Here is a 20,257-nt window from a genome sequence, read left to right as displayed (position 1 = left end):
TGGCGCAGCGCCGTACTTGTCCCGGGCGCAGTCTGCCGCCGACGGCCTCGCTCAAGCCGGTTCCGGGCTCCGGTCCGTTCGGAGCGCTCGACGACGGTGGTCGCCGCGACCGGCACGACCGCGAGGATCTCCGTGCACTCCGGATCGAGCTGGGCCAGGGCGCCGGCCAAGACCTCAAGGGCAGCGGCCACGTCCTCCACCGCGACCAAGGTTGCCCCTCATGTTGCCTCTCATGTTGCCTCGGACAGGCGTGGGAGAACCGATGGACAAGGGGGCTGACCTGCAGGACAAGGGCTATTTCCGGCGCTTCAGCGGCGCCGACTACTTCCCACAGAGGGGGGTCTGGCGAAGTCGGCCCCGTGCCGTCGTCCGCTGCGGGCTCGTCGGTCTCGGACCAGCGACGGTCCGCAGGAGCTCAGTCGTCGGCGAACAGCACGGCGTAACGGTCTGCTTCATGTGCCCGGCTGTGTGCGACCAAGTCTTCGATGCGGTCGGAGAGGCGGGGAGTGGTGGCCGGGTCATCGAGGGCTGCGGCACACGCGGTCCTCCAGTTCGCTCAGGAACTTCAGCGTGGGGGTGTACTCGTCGGCGGGGCGAGTACGGTCACCGCATGGTGAGCGACTTCGATGCGGCTGCGGCAATGCGGGGCGGCATATCGGACCGAGCGGAGGCATGGGATTTCATCCGGGCCTTCGCTGCCGGCTGGTACACACCGCTGACTGCGGTCGACGGTGTCAACGAGGCGGATCTGCAGCAGGTCGAGGGTCGGCTCGGCTTGTCGCTCCCCGCGACTCTGCGTGAGGCGTACCTGCTCTTCGGCGGGCGTGGCGAGTTGTTCGAGCACCAGGACCCGATGCTGCCGCCGTCGGATCTGTTCGTGCACGGCGATCTCGGAGGGGTGCTGGTCTTCCGGAGTGAGAACCAGGGATGTGCCTTCTGGGGCGTGCGCCTGGATGATCTGGGTGCGGCCGACCCGCCTGTTGTCGTCCAGTCGCGGGACAGATGGCGGCCATTCATGGACAGGGTTTCGCTGGCGTGTGTGGAGCTGGTGCTGTCCGAGTCCCTGTTCAGCGACCAGCAACTGTACAACGCGTGTGAGCTGCCACCCGAAGTCGTGGACTCGGTCGCAGGGCTCTTTGAGCGGGTCGCCCTCCCGGACTACCCCAGGTGGACGGGTGACGACGAGTCCCCGGTCCGCTGGTACTCCGCTCCCGGACTGCTTCTGCGGCAGGACGGGCTGGTGGCCAACAGCTGGTTGCACGCCCGAGGGCGGACTCCCGCGCATCTCGTGGCGGGATGCGCCGCAGTCCCTGGACAGTGGGGCCGGCGGCAGGGAACCGAGCCGACTGTGGTTGACGATCTGCCCTTCTAGCTCCTCATCCGGGTTCGGCGCGGTAGGCGTCCAGGAGCCAAAAGAATTCCTCGGCAGGAGCGGAGCCAGCCGGGGTGTTGGGTTCGATCTCCGCCGCCCAGCCCAGAGAGCTTGGCTTGTCTCGCACCCGGCCGGGTCGCCCGGGCGTGTTGTGAGGGCTGGTCTGGTGGGGTGCGAGACTGGTCGGTTGTGAACGGCATAGAGGGGACGGGCGGTTTCGTGCGGCAGCGGTGGGGGACTACAGGCTTGGTGGTACTGGTGTTGGCTGTGACCGCCTCGGCCTGCTCTCAGTCTGGCCAGGACCGCGAGCGGCTTCCGGCGCGCTCCTCCAACTCGCCGGTGCCCGCATCCACGGGCGGGACCTTGTCCGCGGACGCGGTGGTGGCGGAGCTGACGTCTGTGTTCGCGGCGGAGGGTGTCACGCTGAAGCGGGCGCCACAGGAGCAGATCGTGCTCGAGTGCGGGGAGAGACTGGCAGGCGAGTGGATGTCGGCGGCGAGGGTGGACAGGGTTTTGAGGGCCGGCTTCGCCCGCGCGCGTGCGCGTGGCTGGAGGCCCGGACCTGACCTCAGCGGCGGAACGATCAGCATCCGCAAGGGCAACTGGACTGCGACGATCAGGCCCCCAGGCCCCGGGGCGACGGGAGACTCCCCAGGGCCGGTCGTGAGCCTGCTGTGTGACGGCGCCCGCTCGAAGGCATCGACCCGCACAGCCGCCCCCGCACCCGCCCCCACCGTGTCCTGAAAGGGGGCGCGGTGCGCGGCCGACAGCGCCCGGCCCTCGCCTTTACCCCCTGCTGACATCGACCGCCCCGCTGGAAGCGGCAGCGGCGATTCGGCAGGGATGGAGATGGTCGAGGGGGCATGATCGTGTTGCCCGCGGATCCTCGCTCTGGCCGCGGGCATCCTCATGCCCCGGCGCGAACTTCAGCGTGGTTCCGCTCGGCGAGTACTCCGGGACGAGTCCGGCGCGCGAAGTGAGTACCCGCACGGGTACACCTGAGTACGAGATCCATTCCGGCCGGTCGTTCACCCAGCTTGACTGCCGGTATGAACGGTCCCCAGCAGCACTCCTCGCTCTCCGGCTCTCCGCAGGGGGTGCCTGACCACTCGGCGTGCCCGCCGCCCCCACCGCAGGACCCGGAACGACCGGATCCCGCCGCCCGGACAGCGCCAATGGTCGGGACGATCACCACGCTGACCCTGGGCCTGCTCGCCCTCTGTTTCCTCGGGCTCCACTGGCTCAACGCCCACACCTGCCCCCAAACAGGCTGCATGACCAAACCGATGGAACAGTTCCACAACCTCCAGTACACCCTTGGCCTGTGCACACTGCTCTCCTGCCCACTGCTGGCCGTGAGCTGGGCGCTGCCACGGAAGATGAAGTACCAATCGGCGCGCATCGTCGCCAGTCTCCTCAGCCCGGTACCGATGTTCGTGGTGCTGTACAAAGCCTTCTAGCCCTGGCGGGGGGCTGACCGGTCACACGTTCTCGCTCGCCGCCGACTGCCGGGTGCTCTCGGCGACTCCTGAAAGTACACCGCGGAGTACAGCGGTGTCGGCACCAACATTGGTGAGTTAGCTGTGAACAGGTCGGATGAGATAGATGGTGGGCTGGGCTGTCGGGCTGCACTCTTGGCCTCCGACGATGTCTGTACGCCGGTTGGCCCGAAACCATCCCTGGGCAGACCAGGGAGGCCGCCGTTCTCCGGTGCCGGCGGCCTTGGGACCGGCCCCATCCTGCCGCGCTCTATGCACAGGGGCTGACAAGCAAGGCCGGGCCGAACAACTTCAGCTACCGGGTGGGGAACCGGCTCACTGCTATCGCGCGAGAGCAGGGAAGCGCAGCCTGATGAGCCATGTCGTCGACAATGAGCGCATGGACGTCACCGAGCTGCTCGAAGCAGCTTCCCTACTGGTTCCGGAAGAGATCGCCATCGAGAATGACATCACGGTGCGAGACGTCTGGGACTACCTCGTCCACGACGAGTGGGAGATCGCCCTGGGTCTGCTGGAGGAGTTCGGGGGTTCTCGCTCGCTCCCTCTGGCGTTCTGGGAGAAGCTTGCCGAAGCGGCTGAGCAGCTCTGGATGGAACGGAGCGCGGCTTGGTGCAATTGGCGATGCTCCGAGATCCGCAACGGCGTGATCCGGGCGGATCTGACGCTGCGCCCTGCCGCCGAGGCGCGACGCACGACGCCAATCCACTCCGGTGTTCTGCGACCCATGTGGGACATCGGACACCTCTCACGCACCGGCGGACGGGCGGTCAGCATCGCTGGGCTCTGGGTTGAGAAGCTGCCCATCCTGGAGCCCGGCGGGCGCGCCATGGTTCGCATCGTGCCCCTCACTCCCTCGCACTGGACGCACGTCCAGCCCGGCCAGCAAATCACCATGCACGAGGATAAAACCGTGGCCGGTACCGCAGTCATCCTGGAGGTCCACCGCCCTATCCACCACCATGCCTGCGCAATGACGCAATGACATGAGCCGCTTGCTGGTGCATGTACTCAGTACGTGGTGGTGCACTCATACGGGTACGCGGCCGATTCCGTTCTGTGGAGGGCACGTGAGTGCAGGTGGGGCCGACTCCTTCTCAGCGCCGGCGACAGCCGCGCCGTCCGCGACTGGTTGCTTGGGAGCCGGAAGGACGGGGGTGGTTCAGTGCGGTCGGTGCGATGGACGGTCCAAGCAGGTCTCGCCGAGCCCGCGGGTGAGGGGCTGTGGCGTGATGTCGGTAGCGGCTTCGCCGACAGTAAGGAGGCACTTGGGCACCTTCAATGGTGCCGCGAGCTCGCCGCCGACGGAGTCCTGCACCGGCTCAAGCGCGAGACGGTCCTGGCGGAGACGGTGATCGAGGACGTCTGACCCACGCCGGCGACCCGCATAGCTGTTGCGGCCGGGACCAGGCCTGACGGAGGAGTATGTCCCCGGTAGCGCCGGCACCCTCCGGCAGCGCGTCACCGAGGTGATCGAGAACGAAGTGCTCGACGCCTACACGAAGCTGGCCCTCGAGCGCGTGGGCGAAGCGTTGGACGCCTGGAGTGCCGAGGCGACCGAGCGGGCTCGGGCGACCGCGCGGCAGATGTTCGCCGCTCTCATGCCAGGCGCTACCGGCACCGCGATGGCTGACGAAATCGCCGACAAGATCCTGGACGCCATCCGCATCACCGGGCAGTGAGGCGGCGGGCCGGACAGCAAGGAAGGGGACGGATGTCCGCGACACAGCCCCCGCCGGATTGGGCGCCGGCCGAGATCAGCCCGGACCACCTGCGCGCACTCACCACGCTCGGCGAGCGCTCCGTCCTCGTAGCCGACCGCTCCGGCACGCTCACCGTGGTCACCCCGGACGCCGCCGGGGAGGGCTGTATCGCCGGGACGCTGCGAGTCCTGGCCACGCGCGCTGACCTGCTGGATGCCGGCCTGCGCCCGTCCTGGCGCGCGGGGCGGCTCACCGGCCCGGTGGTCGAGGTCTGCACGGCCGAAGCCGTCTCCCTCAACGCCGCTGAGCGGAGCGCTGAACGGTGACGGTCGCCCACGCTGAGGCGTTGGCCGGCTTGCGCCGGTGGCTTAAGTGCTATCGGCAGCTGCGGCTGGACCGCCTGCCGCCGGGCTGCCGGGAGCCGCCCGAGCCGTGGGCCTTCTCCAGCTTTGCCGACCTGGTGCTGCGGCATGGCCGCCTCTACCCACCCGCCCCCTGGCCGTACGGCGGCCACCCTCGCCCCGGCGACTGCTTCGCCGCCGCCCACGAGTGGGCCGACCGGGAGCCGGGCTGGACGTATGTGGAGGGCTACGCCTGGGTCCCTGGACTGGTGGAGTGCCCGGCGGTCGACCATGCCTGGTGTCTGACCGCCGACGGTGTGGTGGCTGATCCCGCCCTGGAGGACGGGCAGGCCGCGCTCTACTGGGGAGTCCCGCTGACCGGCGACTTCCGACGCGGTCAGGGCCGCGGCCGCGACGCGGTCAGCACCTTCGGCCGCGATCTCTCCATGGGGCCCAACCTCACCATCCTGCGCGACGGTCTGCCGCCCCACGCCATCGCCCAGCCCGCACCATGAGAGAAGGCACGACATGAGCGACGACCTCCACCCGGCCAAGCCGGCCGACGACAGTCTTGCGGACAGCGCGGACAGCGCGGACAGCGCGGACAGCGCGGACAGCGCGGACAGCGCGGACAGCGTGGACACCGACCACGACCGCCGTGTCCGCACCCGGCTGACCGAACTCGCGGCGGCGCGGGGCACCACCGTCGAGGAACTGCTGACACACCTGAAAGGCTTACTCACAGCCGGCGAGGACCTGCGCCTGCCGCCTCCGGCATCCCCGCCGATCCCGGAAACCGTAGCGGAGCGACCTAACCGGGCCACAGTGCTCCACCAAAGGCCCGCTGATGACGTGTGGGGCTTCACCACCGTGACCTACGACGGCACCCCGAGCGCGGCGCGGCGCCCGTGCGGCGGCGACGAGCCGTGCCCATGGCGCCGCGACGCCCCGCCCGGGCAGTTCCCCACCCAGGCCTTCATCCTCAGCGCCCAGCCAGCCCGGCTCCACCCGTACGTTCGGCTGCCACTCATCCACTCCGGCAAAACCTCACATCTGCGCAGGGTGGCTGCTGAGCGGCGCCTCCGGCAACCAGCAGATCCAGGACCTGATCGACCGCGATGACATCGCCCCGTCCGAGCTCCCCGACAGTCGAGCTGTACTCCAGCTATGCGGACATGGCGGTCGCGAACGGAGTGGACCCCGACCACCTGGCCTTGCAGACGACCTCAGAACCGGCACCGGCACAGCCCACGGAGGACCTCATCCCGCTCCAGGCGCTCGTCGACGCCGACGAGGAGGGATGAGTCCGGCTGGACGGAGGAGTTCGTGCGGGATATGCAGCGAGCGATGCCGCCGACCGGGCTGCCAGCCCTGCCGCTCGCCGCCGACCAGGACGTCCTCCAGCTGCGGTTCCCGCGAGAAGTCCGTATCGACGGCGAGCGTGCGTATCGCCTTCTTGACCAGCGGCAACGCGGCCCGTAGTCGCTTGTTCCAGCCAGGCTGCTTCGGTATGTACGGGAACGGCGCGGACAGGTGCGCGTGCGCGTACCGCAGCCACCTCGACTCCGAGTGAAAGCCCAGCAGCGCCTGCAGCACCGCGAGCGTGACCAGCTCGGCATCGGTCAACCGCGTTGGCCTGCCCGCGCATCGCTCCACCACCACCTGGTCGTCGATGGTCACGTACAGTGCGATGATCAGAGTGCTCAGCTCGTCGTTCACGCAACGACCTTGAACAGCTTCCCACATGCTGCAGACACCCCGGCGGCTCGAAGTGTCTCGCCAGGAGCGGTTCAGACACCCTGGGTCTTCAGCTGAGGCGGCCCGTCAGTGCGGCGGCGATGGGCTCCGCCCACTTGATGAGGTGCTCATCAGAATGCGCGGGACTGACGCACTGCAGTCCGAACGGCAGCCCTTGAGGGTTGCGGCCGGCGGGCACGGAGAGGGCGGGCCATCCGGCGTAGCTCCAGGGCGCGCACATCACGGGGCTGCCGGTGCTGTCGAGGCCGTGGGGTGCGGGTTCGGTGGCGGAGGGGGCGATCCACAGGTCGACGCCGGCGGCATAGGTGCTGTCGGCGAGCCGCGCCCGGAGCTCGGCCTGCTGCTTGAGCCCCTTCGCGTATTCCTCCCGCGTAATGGCGAGCCCCTGTTGGATGGTGGCGACGGACTGCGGCTGGTAAAGGTGTCCGTACCGGGGGAACCACTCGGCGTGGCTGCCGGCGGCCTCGTACCGGTTGACGGCTCGGAGCCCGCGCATGACCTCGTCGAAGTTGTCGAGCAGTGGCACGCGGTGGACGGTGAACCCGGCGGCGATGAGGACGCGCACCTGTTTCTCGAATGCGGTGAGCCCGTCGGCATCGGCCTGTTGGAGGTAGGGCCCGTCGGGCACGCCGAGGATGGGTGCCGTGACGGCTTTAGGGGCTGACCACCCGTCACATAGCACGCCGGCCGCGGCCTCTGCCATCGGTAGGCTGTCGGCGAGCACCCCGAGGGTGTCGAGAGAGGGGACGTTGGGCACGACCCCGTCGATGGGTATCCGCCCGAAGGTGGGCTTGAACCCGACGACACCGCAGTAGGCGGCGGGCCGGACGACGGAGCCCACGGTCTGGGTACCGAGGGCGAGCGGCACGATCCCGGCCGCCACGGCAGCCGCGGAGCCACTGCTCGAACCGCCCGGGGTGTGCTCGGGATCGTGCGGATTGCGCGTGGGGCCGGGCGCGCTCATGGCGAACTCCGCCGTGACGGTCTTCCCCGCGACAATCGCTCCGGCGCTCCGCAACCTGTCGACGACTGAGGCCTGTGCTCCCGCGAACACATCAGCGGGCAGCCGGGAACCGGCCAGGGTGGGCAGCCCTTGGACCCGGATGATGTCCTTGACCGCGACGGGGACGCAGAAGAGCGGGGGCCGCCGACCAGGGGAGTCCCATCGCTCTCGTACGACTCGTTCCTCTGCCCGAATTCTCCTTCGCCGGGCAGAATCCGTCTCCGCTTCCGTAACAAAGGCACGAAGGACTACCTCTCCGGCCTCGATGCGTTCGCAGAGCTCGTCAGCGATCCCCATGCCCATACCTGCCCTCCCTGTAGAGACCCAAGCTGCCGCAGCCCTCCCGCCGCTCTGCCATCGCCTATGACCATCGAACATGACTGGAATAACTCGTCTAGTGCTGTGACCGCATAGGTTCGCCGGGTTGGCGGTCGTGACGGTTGGATGTGGGGTGACGTCCGATCCGACCGCTGGAGGCGCGGTGGCCGAGACCGTCCGTGTGCGCAGACTGACCGACCAGGAAGGGCGGAAGCTGCAGCAGATCGTGCGCCGGGGCAGCACCAGTTCGGTGCGCTATCGGCGCGCGATGATGCTGCTGGCCTCGGCCGGCGGGAATCGTGTGCCGGTGATCGCCCAGCTGGTGCAGGCCGATGAGGACACCGTGCGCGATGTGATTCATCGGTTCAACGAGATCGGCCTGGCCTGTCTGGACCCGCAGTGGGCGGGAGGCCGTCCCCGCCTGCTCACCCCTGACGACGAGGACTTCGTCATCCAGACGGCTACCACCCGCCCCATCAAGCTCGGCCAGCCCTTCACCCGCTGGTCGCTGCGCAAGCTCGTCGCCTACCTGCGCAAAGTCCACGGCCGGATGATCCTCATCGGCCGCGAGGCGTTACGCGGCCTTCTCGCCCGCCGCGGCGTCACCTTCCAGCGCACCAAGACCTGGAAGGAATCCCCGGATCCCGAACGCGAGGCGAAGCTGGACCGGATCGAGGAAGTCCTCGACCGCTTTCCGGACCGGGTCTTCGCCTTCGACGAGTTCGGCCCGCTCGGCATCCGCCCCACCGCAGGCTCGGGCTGGGCCGCGCGCAAACGCCCCGACCGGCTGCCCGCCACCTACCACCGCACCCACGGCGTGCGGTACTTCCACGGCTGCTACTCGGTGGGCGACGACCGGCTATGGGCGTCAACAAGCGCAAGAAGGGCGCCGCCAACACGCTGGCCGCGCTGAAGTCCATCCGCGCCGCCCCGGCCTGACGGCGCCCCGATCTACGTGATCATGGACAACCTGTCCGCTCACAAGGGCGCCGACATCCGCCGCTGGGCGAAGAAGAACAAGGTCGAGTTGTGCTTCACCCCGACCCACGCCTCGTGGGCGAACCCCATCGAGGCCCACTTCGGACCGCTGCGGCAGTTCACCATCGCCAACTCCAACCATCCCAGCCACACCATGCAGACCCACACATCCAGTAAGTACGTGGAGCGGCATCCACACCCGCACGATGCCCGCGCCCGCCTTCTGGTGCTGACCGAGACCGGCTGGGCCGCTACGCGCGCTGCCGACCAGGCAGCCCGGGCTGCCGTCGCACCGTGGCGAGAAGTACTGGGCCAGGCGCGCTTCAGCGAACTCGTCGCCGACCTGACACTCCTGGCACCGCCGGGACCGATCCGCCCTGCCTGGTGAGCCGATGGCCCACCGCCCTGGAGACCGCCGGTCGTGAACGAACTGTCCGCTAGGGCAACCGGCCAAGTGGAAGACGACACGCGAGTTTCCGTGCCGAGCCCTCCGCGGACCGGTGAATCTTCCCGGTCAGAGCACTAGATGCCCGCCGCTGCTGAGCAGGCGACCCTTGTCAGCGCACCCGGTTAGGGTGCCCGCCATGAACGTGGGACACTTGATCGAATTGCTCGGCGATTCCGCTGAGAGTCGCCTCCCGCCCGGTCGGATGGTCACGTCCGATGAAGGCGACGGAGACGTACAACCCCTGTGGCTCGGGACCGGCCACGATCGAGCTGTGGACGCGAATGCACGCCGAACACACACGTTCCGGCCTGTGGCCGCTGCTGCTCGACTCGCTGGATCCGAACGACGGCGAAGTCCGCCCGTGGGGATCCGGAGAGGTCTTTCCCGAGCAGATGTCCTCCCCGGCGAGCCACGATTCTGCCGGCCTCCTCACACGGTGGTGGGATACCTACACGGCGGTCGACGAAGACGACATGCTCGACGCAGACAGGCGCCTCGCCGTCACGGCTCCCTTCGGACAGACCTGGCCCGGTCTCGCGTCCAGTCGGGAGACGACAACGAACCCCGATCAACTGGCCGCCGAGTTCGCGCAGGCGTTCCTTGCTGAACGCCCCCAGACGCGCCTGGGGCTGGTCGCTGCGGCATCCGGTGCCGAGGCGCTGACGGTCGCGGGCTGGGCCGGCCCCTGCAACTACGACAATGACACCGCGACGTTCTCCGTGGTCGTCCGGGATTGGGAGCACCGGTTCGGTGCTCGTGTCGTAGCGGTCGGCTTCTCCACGCTGCACCTCAGCATCGCCTCGCCTCCCGTGGACGAGCATGAGGCTCTCCTGGTCGCGGCCGAGCACTTCGCCTTCTGCCCGGACAACATCTGGCAGGGCAGTAGGCCGCACACACTGACCGCATACGCTGAGCGGATCACCGGTGCCCACCACTGGGACTTCTGGTGGGACTGATCCGCTACCCGGAAGACGTTCGACTGGGAAGTGGCCTTCAGAGTGCGGTGCTGGGTTGTCAGGCAACGGACAGTCTGTGCCACCAGTGACTGCAGCCGTCGGAGCAGAAGCGCTCGCGGCGCCGTCCGTCGGCGATCGCGAGCACCGCGATCAGCAGCCGGAACGCCTTGCGGCGCTCGTCGAGAGGCGCGAGACCGGCGATCTTTCCCAGTTGCTCGTCGATCCGGCCTCGTGAGAGCAACAATGCGGGCGTATGCGTCGGGCGTAGCCCAGCACGGCGGATGCTCTCCGGCGCATCCTCGGCGACGGCGCGCGCCTGAACGCAGTGGTGGCGCAGGAACAGCAGCACCTCGGACTGCTCTTCCTGGCCGAGGCTGTCGAACCATTTGATGCCCTGGGACATCGGGCGCAGCCCCTGCGCGAGCTTGTTGAGCAGGACGTCGCGTTCGTTCATGACTGCCTCCCGTGGGACGGACGTCGCTCCGCAGCGGTGATCAGGATTCCGAGGAGCACCGCCAGATCGGCCGCGCCTTCTGCGTCGTCGGCCCAGCGGGTGGTCTGCAGTGGGTGAACCTGGTCGAGGAGGACGCCTTCGCGGGCCAGGACGTAGGCCAACGCCAGCATGGCCGCACGGGCGTTGCCGTCCTCGAACGGATGGAAGAAGAGGATGTCGAGGTAGGTCCGGGCAGCACGTGACGGGAGGGGCAGATCAGGTTGAGAGCGATCGGACAGACAGCGCTCGAACAGCGCCTGCGTATCGGGTGCAAGACCGTAGCGCTCCCGTCCGCCCTTCGCGAAGGCCGGCATCGTGCGGAAACCGACCAGGTCGTGGCCCAGCACAGCCCGCTGCCACTTCGCCATGAGGGCGAAGGTCAGCGGCCTGCCCTGCTCAGCGTCGGCGAGGGCCACCTCAAGGGCGTTCAGGACCCGTGCGGTTCCCTCGCTGTCACGTCCGCCTCGCGTTGCCATGAAGAAATACCGGAAGCCGTCGCGGGCCGGCGCCTCCGAGACGAGGCGTGCGTTGCGCCAGGACGGCCAGGAGATCTCCGGCCGGATGAGCAGCCAGTCGGCAAGGCTGTCCTTCGGTTGGCCGGTCCCGGAAGTCATCTGATGCCACCCACGCCTCTGGCGAACCGCGAACTCACTCCGTCGACCACCGGAACGTCAGGTGCGATCCAACTGCCGAACCGGCCGCCGACCGCGTTCTTGACGATCTCCTCGGCCTGGCCCTCGTCGATGCCGTTGTAGGCGAGAAACCATCGGAGGACTTGCATGCAATGCCCGTACCAGCCGCTCTCGGCCTGGGTGCGGCGGCCACCACGGTGACCAGGCGCGTACACGCCCGCTCCCAGTACCAGAGGTCCGCCGAAGAAATCGCGGTGTTCTCCGGCGGGGCCAGGGCCGCGAACCGCTCCGCCAGGTCCGCCAGCCAGCCACGCCATTCCTGAAGGGCCTCGACAACCAGCGGGGCAGTCGCCCCCGGGGTTGTCACGGAGTCGGATGAACAGCACCACACCTCGACGACACCTCCGTCGACGTCACCCTCGCCAACCGACCAGTTCCATCCGCAGGCCCATCGGCCGTAACGACCTGCCAGGAACTCGGTGACGGGATCCAACGAACGCCAGCGATCCTCGCGAGCGACTTCAGCGCTGGGCAGCAAGGGCGCGACAAGGCTTGCCAACTCCTCCGCCGCATCGTCGTCCATCTCGAACAGATGCCGAGCCGGATCCATATCTGCCCACGTCAGGGTATGTGCCCATAGTTCACTCACCGTCCCACTCTGCCTTGCGTAGCCGCCCTGGCTCCACTCCATATCGGCTGCCTGCCTCATCAACGGGAAACGATCTTCGGGTAGCTGGGAAGCGATCTTCAACCGCTTCTGTCCCGCCTGGTCAGACCCACTCGTGAACACCCCTGCTGTCCCCCGCGCAGCTGTTCGGGGATCCAGACCCGTCCCGCCCGGGCCGCGGCTTTGATCGTCCGTCGGAGCCGGTACAGGTGCATCCGCACGGCGCCCGGAGTGGTCTTGAGCCGTTCAGCGATCTCGGAATCGGTGTAGCCCTCGTTGGTCAACCGCACGATGGCCTGGACCTCTGTGGACTTGCTGGTGATGAGGTCGGACAGCGCGTTGCCGAGGACGATTGCGTCCGGCTCAGCGACATGACTTGGTGCGTGCAGCAGCCGATGGAAGGACTCGGGATCCCACATCGCCGCTTCGTGGTCCGCCAGATGCCGCCGCCGTTTGCGCCAGCGGATGTAGACGCGGCGGAAGTCCCAGACGCACTGGCCGATGAAGTAAGTGGTCAGGCAGGACGCGCCGTGCCTGCCCGCATGCTGAGCACTCCAGCCGGCTCGCACCAGCGGGTTCCGGCGGAAGGCAGGCAGCGCCGAGAGCAGGATGTCCACGGCGATCTCGTCCCGCGCTTCGGCATTGCTGTGAAGGATGTGCTGGTCGTCGGGGTGAACGTACAGGGCTATGCCGCGCTGGTGGTGGCGCTGCTGAGACAGCCGGGCCATCTTGCCGCTGCGCAGCATGCCGCGCAGCACCGGCATGGTCCTGCGGCACAGGTCGTTCTCGAAGACCTCGTACGTCGGTCCGGAAAACCCGTGCTGGGCCAGCTCCGCGACCCGCACGTCCGCGCCGACCTGCGCCAGCTCACCGCCCACGACCAGGTCGTGCGCGACACCGTCATGGACAACCCCCGGCGTCCGGCAGGTCCTCGTCGGCGCCGCGCTGCAGATCCAGGGCTACCTCGCCGGACCCGCGGCCGCGCCCCTCACCGTGGTCACCCAGTGCGTCGGCGGGACGCCATCGATCCGCCACCGCGGCCTCGTGGGCGTGGCAGCGGAAGGACGGGCCAAGGCCACAGGATGATTGGGCTGCTCACCGCACTTTCCGGCTATGTGTAATGGGCAAGAATCCGACCATCCTGTCGCCCAGCCGGGGCGATTCGGGCTGGCTGGGCGCTGCCGGTTTTTGCGCACACCTCACGCAGACCGACTGTTTTTGGTCGTAACGGAATGGTAGCTATCCGTACATGCAGATACGTTTCCTGTCGCGATCGCCAAGCAGAGCAGCGCTGCACGGGGGGAAGGTGAGCACGCTTTCTCCGCCATGCCCACGTGACGCCTGATGTCCCGTGTCATAGGTGAGAGGGCGAGAGAATGAACGCGAGCCGAAGAGTCACGGGTCTCATAGCAGGGGCCGTACTGCTGGGATTCGTCGGGGCAGTCCCGGCCCATGCCGAGGGGAGCCGTGATACGTACTTCACGCTGTGGCGTCAGGGGGAGGAGTCCTCGCGCTGGCAGGACAACAACAGGGACTCGGTCACTACCTCGGTGAAGCTGAGGGGTTGCTCGACTGACGGTTCGGATGGGTTCAGGTCGGCCACGCTCAAGCTGTGGAAGAACCGCGATTTCTACCCCGACGACAACAAGGGCAGCCGCACGAACAGGTGTGGCACGTCGTCCTGGGGTGATGAGTCTTCCGGTAAGTACTACTTTGAACTCTCCGGGTTCACGAGCGGCAGCTACATGAGCGCCAACAAGGTCTACATCAAGTACTAGAGCCGGAGCTCCGCTAGGTGCTTCATTGCTGGTGCCGCGGTACAGGTTCGCATGTACCGCGGCACCAGTCCGCTCACTCTTCAACTACAGCAGCCGCTGGGTATGTACAGCGGCGGAATGTGCGATTCATGGCCTTGAACTTCCGCGACGTCGCCTTCCACTACAACAGGAAGACGACCGTGCTCGACGGGTTCGACCTAAACATCGACAGCCCGGCAACCGTACTGCTCGGCCCCAACGGGGCAGGTAAGTCGACGCTGCTGGCGCTGGCGGCGTCCCACCTGAAACCAACTCGCGGAACTGTCACCTGGAGGGGCCGCAACCCTGCGGTTCACCGGAACGTGACGGCGTACCGCAAGGCGGTGGCCTGGCTGCCGCAACAGATCGCATCTGTCCCAGGGCTGACCGTACGCGAGCAGGTCGCCTACGCCGGCTGGCTGAAAGGCATGAACCGCACCGATGCCTGGAACGCCTCCGCCTCCGCCCTGGACCGTGTCGGCCTGAGCAAACTCGCCGAACGCCGCAGCCATCAGGTCTCAGGCGGCCAGCTGCGCCGCATGGGAATTGCCGGCGCGCTCACCCACCGCAGCGAGCTCATCCTCATGGACGAGCCGACCGCCGGTCTCGACCCCACTCAGCGCAGGGTCTTCCGCACCTTGCTCGAAGAGCTCGCCGATGACGTCCACGTCCTTGTCTCCACCCATCAGACGGAAGACCTCGCCGAGCTCTACCAGCACGTTGTCGTACTGGGCCGGGGCACCGTCCGCTTCCAGGGCACCACCGCCCAGTTCCACGCCTTGGCCGACAACGCCCAAGGCCCCCGCGAACGGGCCGAAGCGGCCTACGCCCAACTCGTGGGCGAGGAGGTCTGACCAGTGCTGCTGCGCACCATCGTCCGCCTCTCGTCGGCCACCCGCACCCTGCCCTTCCTGGCCGCGTTCGTCGCACTTGCACTCGGCGACGACATGACCGAGTGGGTCACCCCCCGCTACTGGCCCGCCGTCACGGGCAGCGCAAGCAACGCCCTGGGCTTCGTCGGCGCTGCCTGTTCCGCAGCAGCGGCGTGGGAGGGAGGCCGTCTGCGTCGCGCACGCATCGTCGACCAGACCGCCGTGCGCTCGCCGTTGACCATCGCCCTTCCCCTGCTGCTCCCCGTGCTTTTGATGGGGATGGTCGGCATGGGGGTGGCCCTCCTAGTGACAGCGGCCGCCGCCGACGTCGGCCTCGGAATGCCGCATCTGGGGATCTTGACTGTCGAAGCCGTGCTGCTGGCGGCCAACACCCTGGTCGGCTACCTCCTGGGCCGCCTGTTGGCCCCTGTCCTCGCAGTCCCGGTCGCACTGATCACCAGCTTCGTCGCCACCGCCTTCCCGGTCTCCTGGGACATCTTGTGGATCCGCCACCTGGTCGGCGGAGGACTCATTGACTGCTGCAACCTCGATCAGAGCGTGGACGTACGTGCGCTGGTGAGCGCTGGAGTCTTCGGTACAGCAGTCTGCCTGGCCGCCGTGGTACTCATCCACTACCGCAAGAGTGCCCCCGCCGCGATCACGGCCGCGGCCTTGGCCGCTGGGGGCTTCGCGGGCGGCGCGGCCGCCGCCCATGGCATGGGAGCCGAACCGGTGGTATCCAGGTCGACCAGTGAGCTTGCCTGCGACGACGGGCGACCGCGGATCTGCCTGTGGCCCGAGACGGACGGCCAAGCGGCCATGATCCGCACCGAGGCGCGCAAGGCCGCCGACAGGCTCCGCCAGGTCGGCATCGCGGTCCCCGCCACACTGACCATGGCCGACCGGCCCGGTTCTGACGAGTCCAAACTTGCCATCGGGCCTGATACCGACGCCGACAACGTCCGTATAGGCGTGGCGGATGGCCTGATCCCGCAGGCGCCCGCATGCGCCGCAGAGGGGGCGCCCTACCCGGCTGAGACCGCCTCCGGTCCCGTCGGCGCCTGGCTCTCCCTTACCGCCGGCGCCTCACCCCGCGAGGTCGCCAACCGGGTGATACCACCTGAGCTCGCCCTCGCCCAGCACGTCATGAAACAACCCCAGCACGTGCAGCTCGCCTGGTACAAGCGCAATGCCAAGGCGATGGGTGACTGCAACATGCGCCCCCAGTTGCGCATCGGCGGGAGTCAGACATGATCTGGTGGTACAAGGCCCGCGCCGTTCCCGCACTGGCCGTATCCGTCGTCGGGACCAACGCGGCGGGCCTGCTCATGGGGAATGTAGAGCTGCCCATGCCGGTGCTAACCGGCCGTTCCGGGCAGTTCCTCGTAGGGCACCTCATCGCCCTGCTGCCCGCAGTCATGCTCCTCTATGGCATGGGGCGCGGCGACCTGCGCGCTGAAAGCGTTGCCTGTCGGCCCGTACGGGCTTGGGATGCGGCTCTCGGCCTGGCCGTCGCTGTCGGTGGCGCGGCGGTGGCCGGCTTGGCTTACGCAATCGGGAGCGGCGCCATAAGCTTGGTGCTGGGCCGAAATATCGCCGCGTACGTCGGCTTGGGGCTACTGCTCCTCCCACTCATTGGCCACCGTCTTGCAGCGGTCGTGCTCGCCGCGGCGCCATTGGTGTGCGCGGCCACTGGCTGGAGCGCAGGGGGCCGAGCTGAGCCCTGGGCATGGCTCCTGCACCCCGCCGACTCCCCGGCGGCCTCGGCCATCACCGGGGCCGTACTCCTCGCGGGACTGTCGCTCACCATCACCAGGCAGCCTTCCTCGCGCTCCCTTGCCATGGGTGTTTGAGGTGTTGTCGACCAACCAGGCGGCCAACCGGACGCGCGAGGCCGCATCGGCCCGCGCCCGCGGGGACGGTCCGCAGTACGGCACACACGCAGCCACAGCGTGCTGTCGGCCCTGCACCCGCGCAGGGAGGACTGCGAGCTGTGCCTGCTCCGGATGCCGGGCGGCAAGGACGCTGAGCGCCTCGGTGCGACCGTCGGCCGCGCAAAGTAGTCGCTGCGGAGGCATGGGACACGCACCGGATCCTGTATGATCTTCGATGTAACTCCGGTGCACGGCGCTGGGGTCACGCGTCTGTGGTCCAAGGAAAGACGCCCACCATCCGGTGGCAAATGTAGGTGCAAGGCCTGCCGGGCGCTCGATCATCTGGGGCCCTGGACTCACCACGAGTCCAGGGCCCCAGCTGTTTCACATATCGCTCTACCGGGTGGTCCTCGTGTGCCCGCGGCCTGCCGATGTGGCGGCCTGGGTAGGACCGGGGCGCAGTCCACGGACAGGAGGGCTCACCTTCATGCGGGTTCCCATCAGGTCCACGCTTCTCGCACTCGCCGCCGCGGCCGCGTTGACCGGCATGGCCGCAGCGCCCGTGCCAGCTGCGTCGGCCGCGCCGACGGCGGAGGTGACCACCACGCTGCGGGAGGCGATCGTCGCACTGCCGGTGGAGGACGAATCCCGGGACGGCTATGAGCGGTCGAAGTTCCGGCACTGGGTGGACGCCGACCGGGACGGCTGCAACACCAGGGCCGAAGTCCTGCTCGACGAGGCGATCGAGGAGCCGACCGTCACCGGAAGGTGCACCATCACCGCGGGCACCTGGTACTCCTACTACGACGACACGGACGTCGACGGCGCCCGCGGCTTGGACATCGACCACATGGTCCCCCTCGCCGAAGCGTGGGACTCCGGCGCATCCGGCTGGTCGGCGCAGGAGCGGCAGGACTACGCCAACGACCTGGGCGACCCCCGCGCCCCTGGTCGCGGTCACCGCGCGGGAGAACCGCAGCAAGGCCGACCAGGACCCCAATGAGTGGCTCCCCACCGACACCGGCGCGCACTGCCGCTACCTGGCGGAGTGGACCGTGGTGAAGTCCCGCTGGGGCCTTGCCGACGACGCGGACGAGGCGGAAGCTCTCGCCACGCTGGCGGCCGGCTGCCCGGACGCGGAGATCAGCTACACCCCAGCCCGCTGAATGACACCCGCTGCGGCGTGCCGCGTCCTCGATCACCGGAGGCAGCTGGCTCGCCCCTGCAGCGGGCCGTAGAGGCCGGATTGAAGGCGGAGTGGGCCAGCGCGGTGTCCTCGGCCGTAGTCCGAGCGCCGGGCGCGGCGGCGGAGGTGTCGGCGAGGGCGCGGTCGGGCCGGCCGGGTACCAGATCAGTCTGGCTGCCGGCAACTACAACTGGGTTCAGAAGAACGGAGCGACCCTCGGCGCCAGCAGGACCATCTGGCTTCGGGCCGGCACGTACGGCTGGAATGACTGTTTGGATAGGGAAGATGGCCACTACCACAACATCAGCTATCTCTCTCCGTACGGGGGCGGCGATCTCGCCTCGATGAGCAAGAACTGGTACCCGGGCAGCGACGGCACCCCAGTTTCTAATTTGATCTTTACCCTCGGCAGCGAGCGGTCTGCCGTACCTGATCACCCGGGATGGCGGCTGCCGTATCTGCATGCGGCTTCGGCTGAGCATGTGCTCTGGCCAAGGAAGACACATGCCCAGCGCCGCCTCCAGTTCGTGGCCGGCCCGATGCGGCGCCGCCCCGTCCGGGTTCCTCGAACGGGGCGGCGCCGTGCGTCAGGGCGCCGCCGTGGTGCGGCCGTCAGCCAACTCCAGCGCCTACGGGCAACGGGCGGGAGCCGTCCGGGTTCGCCGCCGTGCTCCAGCGCCTGATGGCCGACCGAGCCTGGGACTTCCCGGCCGCCGGCGGCACGGTGCTGGACCGCTGGCCTGACATCGCGGCCGCCGTCGCACCGCAGCTGCCCGACCGTGTGGCTGCCGCCGCCTTCCACCCGGAGACCGGCCAGCTGGACCTGCGCCCCGACTCCCCGGCCTACGCCACCCAGCTCCGGCTGATCAGCGCCCGCATCGTGACCGCGGCCAACGAGGCGGTGACCATCGACGCCGTGCGCAGTGTCCGGGTCCTGGCCGTCGGTGCCGCCCCGGCCCGCCGCGCAGGGGCGAGGGGCACAAACGATGGTGCCTGCCGTTCCGTGGTGAAGGGAACGACAGGCACCATCGCTGTATGAGGCGTCTGCCTTGGGATGTGGAAGAGACCCTGTTTCAGCCGCGTCGGTGGGTTCGTGACGGGCTGTCGAAGATCCAGTCCAGACGTCCCCGAACGAGGGGTAAGGCTGCATTGGCCCAGGTCGTTAGTTGGAACATGCCTGGCACTTGCACCAACCGGCGCAGGAACACCCGCCAGCGCGATGGGTACCCGACCGTCGGGATGAGGCGATGGTCGCTGGTCATGCCACAAAGCCTCTCACAGCCGCGGCCTCCAGCTGCGTGCTACTTATGAATTTCGGCCTTTGGAGTCGTTCCGAAGCCGTTCGTCCATGAGACGTCGACGTAGGTCCTGCCACTGAAGGTGACGGGGCCCACATTGGGGGATGACCACTTGATGTAGCCCCGCGGAGGAGCAGTCTTGCAGCCGGGGAACTTTGCAATATCCCATACTCCCGGATGCTGAATGGTGACGTTGTACTTGAACGTCGCCAGAATGTTGCACTTCCGGCCATCGTTCGGGAACTGGTAGGCGGTCGTCGTCCATGAATCGATCTTCAGCTTCTTTCCCTTGATCATTTGACAAGTGTCCCCGTTGGCCGTGCACTTGGTGGCGCTTTGGGCTGCCGACTCGTCATCGCCGATCGCCGGCGGGTGTGCCTCGGCGTCTTCGACGACCTCCGGAACCAGCTCGACCACTCGCCCCTCCTGGAGTCCTGTGGCGGTGGCCGGTACCGTCTCCGAACCAGGGTCGTCCTCGAACGAAACGGGACTCGACTCAGGTGGAGTCCCAGCCCCACCGTCCGCCTGAGCGGAATACGGGATTCCTATACAGGCGATGGCGGCAAAGGACCCGGCAAGAAGTAGACTCTTTCCTCTGGTGCCGATCTTCATCGTCTTCCCCCTCCTGTTAAAACCTGCTCGGTGCAGTTCGGTCCCCCTGACAGGTCAATACGAGAGATTACTTCTCGGTATAGTGACGCCACAATCACATTCCAGCCAAGTAAGTGGCAGAAGTGCATAGAGGGCCTTTCAAGCGAATAGTTGAATTCCGCTTCAGGGGATGCTCCCTGCCGAATGACAGTCTTGAGCAAGAAAACTCGGTCAGTCGCCTGGAGGAGCCACCCTCAGCCGTGCTCACACCGGGATTCGGGGCGGGACCCGTCCGACTCTCGATGGGGGGCGACGTCCATGCCGCCGGTCCGGGCGACGTCGTCGAGGGCGACCTCGGACTGGGCCCGGGTGTTCCGCCCGTCGTCGCCACCGAGTACGGGCGCAGCATACTTCCCGACGCCTCCCCAACTCCTGGAGGAGGTCGGGCAGCTGCCCATCCGACGCCGCGCCTGAA

General features: G+C 67.9%; 21 protein-coding genes and 2 pseudogenes. 16 read left to right on the top strand and 7 right to left on the bottom strand.

The genetic code is table 11. The annotated features are described in order from the left end of the window. Positions 1 to 610 precede the first annotated feature (610 nt). The 7 genes from AC4BDD_RS00370 to AC4BDD_RS00340 all read left to right on the top strand — a co-directional run bounded on the left by AC4BDD_RS00370 (position 611) and on the right by AC4BDD_RS00340 (position 5,427). Positions 611 to 1,372 (top strand): SMI1/KNR4 family protein, encoded by a 762-nt coding sequence (locus AC4BDD_RS00370; RefSeq protein WP_490688911.1) that lies wholly within the window; start codon positions 611 to 613, stop codon positions 1,370 to 1,372. 1,049 nt (positions 1,373 to 2,421) lie between these two features. After that, positions 2,422 to 2,832: a hypothetical protein gene (locus tag AC4BDD_RS00365; protein ID WP_490688910.1), complete on the top strand. Its 411-nt coding sequence runs from the start codon at positions 2,422 to 2,424 to the stop codon at positions 2,830 to 2,832. A gap of 418 nt (positions 2,833 to 3,250) precedes the next feature. Beyond that, positions 3,251 to 3,853: a hypothetical protein gene (locus tag AC4BDD_RS00360; protein WP_490691995.1), complete on the top strand. Its 603-nt coding sequence runs from the start codon at positions 3,251 to 3,253 to the stop codon at positions 3,851 to 3,853. 189 nt (positions 3,854 to 4,042) lie between these two features. After that, the gene (locus AC4BDD_RS00355; RefSeq protein ID WP_490688909.1) at positions 4,043 to 4,237 is read left to right on the top strand and encodes a hypothetical protein; all 195 of its coding nucleotides are present in this window, start codon (positions 4,043 to 4,045) and stop codon (positions 4,235 to 4,237) included. Positions 4,238 to 4,337: 100 nt separating this feature from the next. Continuing rightward, positions 4,338 to 4,550 (top strand): hypothetical protein, encoded by a 213-nt coding sequence (locus AC4BDD_RS00350; RefSeq protein WP_490688908.1) that lies wholly within the window; start codon positions 4,338 to 4,340, stop codon positions 4,548 to 4,550. Positions 4,551 to 4,582: 32 nt separating this feature from the next. Beyond that, on the top strand, positions 4,583 to 4,897 hold the full coding sequence (locus tag AC4BDD_RS00345) for a hypothetical protein (RefSeq protein ID WP_490688907.1): 315 nt from the start codon (positions 4,583 to 4,585) through the stop codon (positions 4,895 to 4,897). Then, positions 4,894 to 5,427 (top strand): hypothetical protein, encoded by a 534-nt coding sequence (locus AC4BDD_RS00340; protein WP_490688906.1) that lies wholly within the window; start codon positions 4,894 to 4,896, stop codon positions 5,425 to 5,427. The genes AC4BDD_RS00345 and AC4BDD_RS00340 overlap by 4 nt, the downstream gene beginning before the upstream one ends. Before the next feature lie 904 nt (positions 5,428 to 6,331). Here the strand turns inward: AC4BDD_RS00340 and AC4BDD_RS00335 are convergent. Both AC4BDD_RS00335 and AC4BDD_RS00330 read right to left on the bottom strand, forming a co-directional pair. After that, positions 6,332 to 6,658, bottom strand: a pseudogene (locus tag AC4BDD_RS00335) (IS982 family transposase); the annotation flags it as partial. A 61-nt stretch (positions 6,659 to 6,719) separates the two neighbouring features. Further along, the gene (locus AC4BDD_RS00330) at positions 6,720 to 7,970 is read right to left on the bottom strand and encodes an amidase (protein ID WP_490691994.1); all 1,251 of its coding nucleotides are present in this window, start codon (positions 7,968 to 7,970) and stop codon (positions 6,720 to 6,722) included. 184 nt (positions 7,971 to 8,154) lie between these two features. On the opposite strand from AC4BDD_RS00330, the gene AC4BDD_RS00325 reads away from it, so the two are divergent. The 3 genes from AC4BDD_RS00325 to AC4BDD_RS00315 all read left to right on the top strand — a co-directional run bounded on the left by AC4BDD_RS00325 (position 8,155) and on the right by AC4BDD_RS00315 (position 10,373). After that, positions 8,155 to 8,904: a helix-turn-helix domain-containing protein gene (locus AC4BDD_RS00325; RefSeq protein ID WP_490688905.1), complete on the top strand. Its 750-nt coding sequence runs from the start codon at positions 8,155 to 8,157 to the stop codon at positions 8,902 to 8,904. 48 nt (positions 8,905 to 8,952) lie between these two features. Next, positions 8,953 to 9,357 carry a transposase gene (locus tag AC4BDD_RS00320; RefSeq protein ID WP_490688904.1) on the top strand — a complete coding sequence of 135 codons (405 nt, stop codon included), beginning with the start codon at positions 8,953 to 8,955 and terminating at the stop codon, positions 9,355 to 9,357. Positions 9,358 to 9,632: 275 nt separating this feature from the next. After that, positions 9,633 to 10,373, top strand: coding sequence for a DUF4253 domain-containing protein (locus tag AC4BDD_RS00315; protein ID WP_490688903.1), 741 nt, complete (start codon positions 9,633 to 9,635; stop codon positions 10,371 to 10,373). Positions 10,374 to 10,431: 58 nt separating this feature from the next. Here AC4BDD_RS00315 and AC4BDD_RS00310 read toward each other — a convergent pair whose 3' ends face one another. The 4 genes from AC4BDD_RS00310 to AC4BDD_RS00295 all read right to left on the bottom strand — a co-directional run bounded on the left by AC4BDD_RS00310 (position 10,432) and on the right by AC4BDD_RS00295 (position 13,010). After that, positions 10,432 to 10,827 (bottom strand): DUF5958 family protein, encoded by a 396-nt coding sequence (locus AC4BDD_RS00310; RefSeq protein WP_490688902.1) that lies wholly within the window; start codon positions 10,825 to 10,827, stop codon positions 10,432 to 10,434. Beyond that, positions 10,824 to 11,480 (bottom strand): Fic family protein, encoded by a 657-nt coding sequence (locus AC4BDD_RS00305; protein ID WP_490688901.1) that lies wholly within the window; start codon positions 11,478 to 11,480, stop codon positions 10,824 to 10,826. The genes AC4BDD_RS00310 and AC4BDD_RS00305 overlap by 4 nt, the downstream gene beginning before the upstream one ends. Further along, positions 11,477 to 11,647 (bottom strand): hypothetical protein, encoded by a 171-nt coding sequence (locus AC4BDD_RS00300; protein ID WP_490688900.1) that lies wholly within the window; start codon positions 11,645 to 11,647, stop codon positions 11,477 to 11,479. The genes AC4BDD_RS00305 and AC4BDD_RS00300 overlap by 4 nt, the downstream gene beginning before the upstream one ends. A gap of 598 nt (positions 11,648 to 12,245) precedes the next feature. Continuing rightward, complete coding sequence (locus tag AC4BDD_RS00295; protein ID WP_490688899.1) at positions 12,246 to 13,010, bottom strand: RNA polymerase sigma factor; 765 nt, start codon at positions 13,008 to 13,010, stop codon at positions 12,246 to 12,248. Between the two features lie 531 nt (positions 13,011 to 13,541). On the opposite strand from AC4BDD_RS00295, the gene AC4BDD_RS00290 reads away from it, so the two are divergent. The 6 genes and pseudogenes from AC4BDD_RS00290 to AC4BDD_RS00265 all read left to right on the top strand — a co-directional run bounded on the left by AC4BDD_RS00290 (position 13,542) and on the right by AC4BDD_RS00265 (position 18,932). Then, complete coding sequence (locus AC4BDD_RS00290; RefSeq protein ID WP_490688898.1) at positions 13,542 to 13,943, top strand: hypothetical protein; 402 nt, start codon at positions 13,542 to 13,544, stop codon at positions 13,941 to 13,943. 128 nt (positions 13,944 to 14,071) lie between these two features. Then, positions 14,072 to 14,815, top strand: a complete 744-nt coding sequence (locus AC4BDD_RS00285; protein ID WP_490688897.1) for an ATP-binding cassette domain-containing protein — start codon at positions 14,072 to 14,074, stop codon at positions 14,813 to 14,815. A 3-nt stretch (positions 14,816 to 14,818) separates the two neighbouring features. Continuing rightward, the gene (locus AC4BDD_RS00280) at positions 14,819 to 16,087 is read left to right on the top strand and encodes a DUF7224 domain-containing protein (RefSeq protein ID WP_490688896.1); all 1,269 of its coding nucleotides are present in this window, start codon (positions 14,819 to 14,821) and stop codon (positions 16,085 to 16,087) included. Next, positions 16,084 to 16,686, top strand: a complete 603-nt coding sequence (locus AC4BDD_RS00275) for a hypothetical protein (RefSeq protein ID WP_490688895.1) — start codon at positions 16,084 to 16,086, stop codon at positions 16,684 to 16,686. The genes AC4BDD_RS00280 and AC4BDD_RS00275 overlap by 4 nt, the downstream gene beginning before the upstream one ends. A 508-nt stretch (positions 16,687 to 17,194) precedes the next feature. After that, a pseudogene (locus tag AC4BDD_RS00270) lies at positions 17,195 to 17,873 on the top strand (HNH endonuclease family protein). Positions 17,874 to 18,560: 687 nt separating this feature from the next. After that, complete coding sequence (locus tag AC4BDD_RS00265) at positions 18,561 to 18,932, top strand: DciA family protein (RefSeq protein ID WP_490688894.1); 372 nt, start codon at positions 18,561 to 18,563, stop codon at positions 18,930 to 18,932. A gap of 262 nt (positions 18,933 to 19,194) precedes the next feature. On the opposite strand, the gene AC4BDD_RS00260 is transcribed toward AC4BDD_RS00265, so the two are convergent. Further along, a complete protein-coding gene (locus AC4BDD_RS00260) occupies positions 19,195 to 19,803 on the bottom strand; it encodes a hypothetical protein (RefSeq protein WP_490688893.1) in 609 nt (202 codons plus the stop codon). Between the last annotated feature and the right edge of the window lie 454 nt (positions 19,804 to 20,257).

It is taken from the genome of Streptomyces sp. JLBT605, assembly GCF_058215555.1.
Note: the sequence above shows the minus strand (reverse complement) of the source record. Positions and strands in the feature narration are given on the sequence as shown.

What these genes read in the sequence shown, in the direction of transcription:
- AC4BDD_RS00370 (WP_490688911.1), top strand. Translation starts at nt 611, where the DNA reads ATGGTGAGCGACTTCGATGCGGCTGCGGCAATGCGGGGCGGCATATCG.
- AC4BDD_RS00365 (WP_490688910.1), top strand. Translation starts at nt 2,422, where the DNA reads ATGAACGGTCCCCAGCAGCACTCCTCGCTCTCCGGCTCTCCGCAGGGG.
- AC4BDD_RS00360 (WP_490691995.1), top strand. Translation starts at nt 3,251, where the DNA reads ATGGACGTCACCGAGCTGCTCGAAGCAGCTTCCCTACTGGTTCCGGAA.
- AC4BDD_RS00345 (WP_490688907.1), top strand. Translation starts at nt 4,583, where the DNA reads ATGTCCGCGACACAGCCCCCGCCGGATTGGGCGCCGGCCGAGATCAGC.
- AC4BDD_RS00330 (WP_490691994.1), bottom strand. Translation starts at nt 7,970, where the DNA reads ATGGGGATCGCTGACGAGCTCTGCGAACGCATCGAGGCCGGAGAGGTA.
- AC4BDD_RS00320 (WP_490688904.1), top strand. Translation starts at nt 8,953, where the DNA reads ATGGACAACCTGTCCGCTCACAAGGGCGCCGACATCCGCCGCTGGGCG.
- AC4BDD_RS00315 (WP_490688903.1), top strand. Translation starts at nt 9,633, where the DNA reads ATGAAGGCGACGGAGACGTACAACCCCTGTGGCTCGGGACCGGCCACG.
- AC4BDD_RS00310 (WP_490688902.1), bottom strand. Translation starts at nt 10,827, where the DNA reads ATGAACGAACGCGACGTCCTGCTCAACAAGCTCGCGCAGGGGCTGCGC.
- AC4BDD_RS00305 (WP_490688901.1), bottom strand. Translation starts at nt 11,480, where the DNA reads ATGACTTCCGGGACCGGCCAACCGAAGGACAGCCTTGCCGACTGGCTG.
- AC4BDD_RS00300 (WP_490688900.1), bottom strand. Translation starts at nt 11,647, where the DNA reads ATGCAAGTCCTCCGATGGTTTCTCGCCTACAACGGCATCGACGAGGGC.
- AC4BDD_RS00290 (WP_490688898.1), top strand. Translation starts at nt 13,542, where the DNA reads ATGAACGCGAGCCGAAGAGTCACGGGTCTCATAGCAGGGGCCGTACTG.
- AC4BDD_RS00285 (WP_490688897.1), top strand. Translation starts at nt 14,072, where the DNA reads ATGGCCTTGAACTTCCGCGACGTCGCCTTCCACTACAACAGGAAGACG.
- AC4BDD_RS00275 (WP_490688895.1), top strand. Translation starts at nt 16,084, where the DNA reads ATGATCTGGTGGTACAAGGCCCGCGCCGTTCCCGCACTGGCCGTATCC.
- AC4BDD_RS00260 (WP_490688893.1), bottom strand. Translation starts at nt 19,803, where the DNA reads ATGAAGATCGGCACCAGAGGAAAGAGTCTACTTCTTGCCGGGTCCTTT.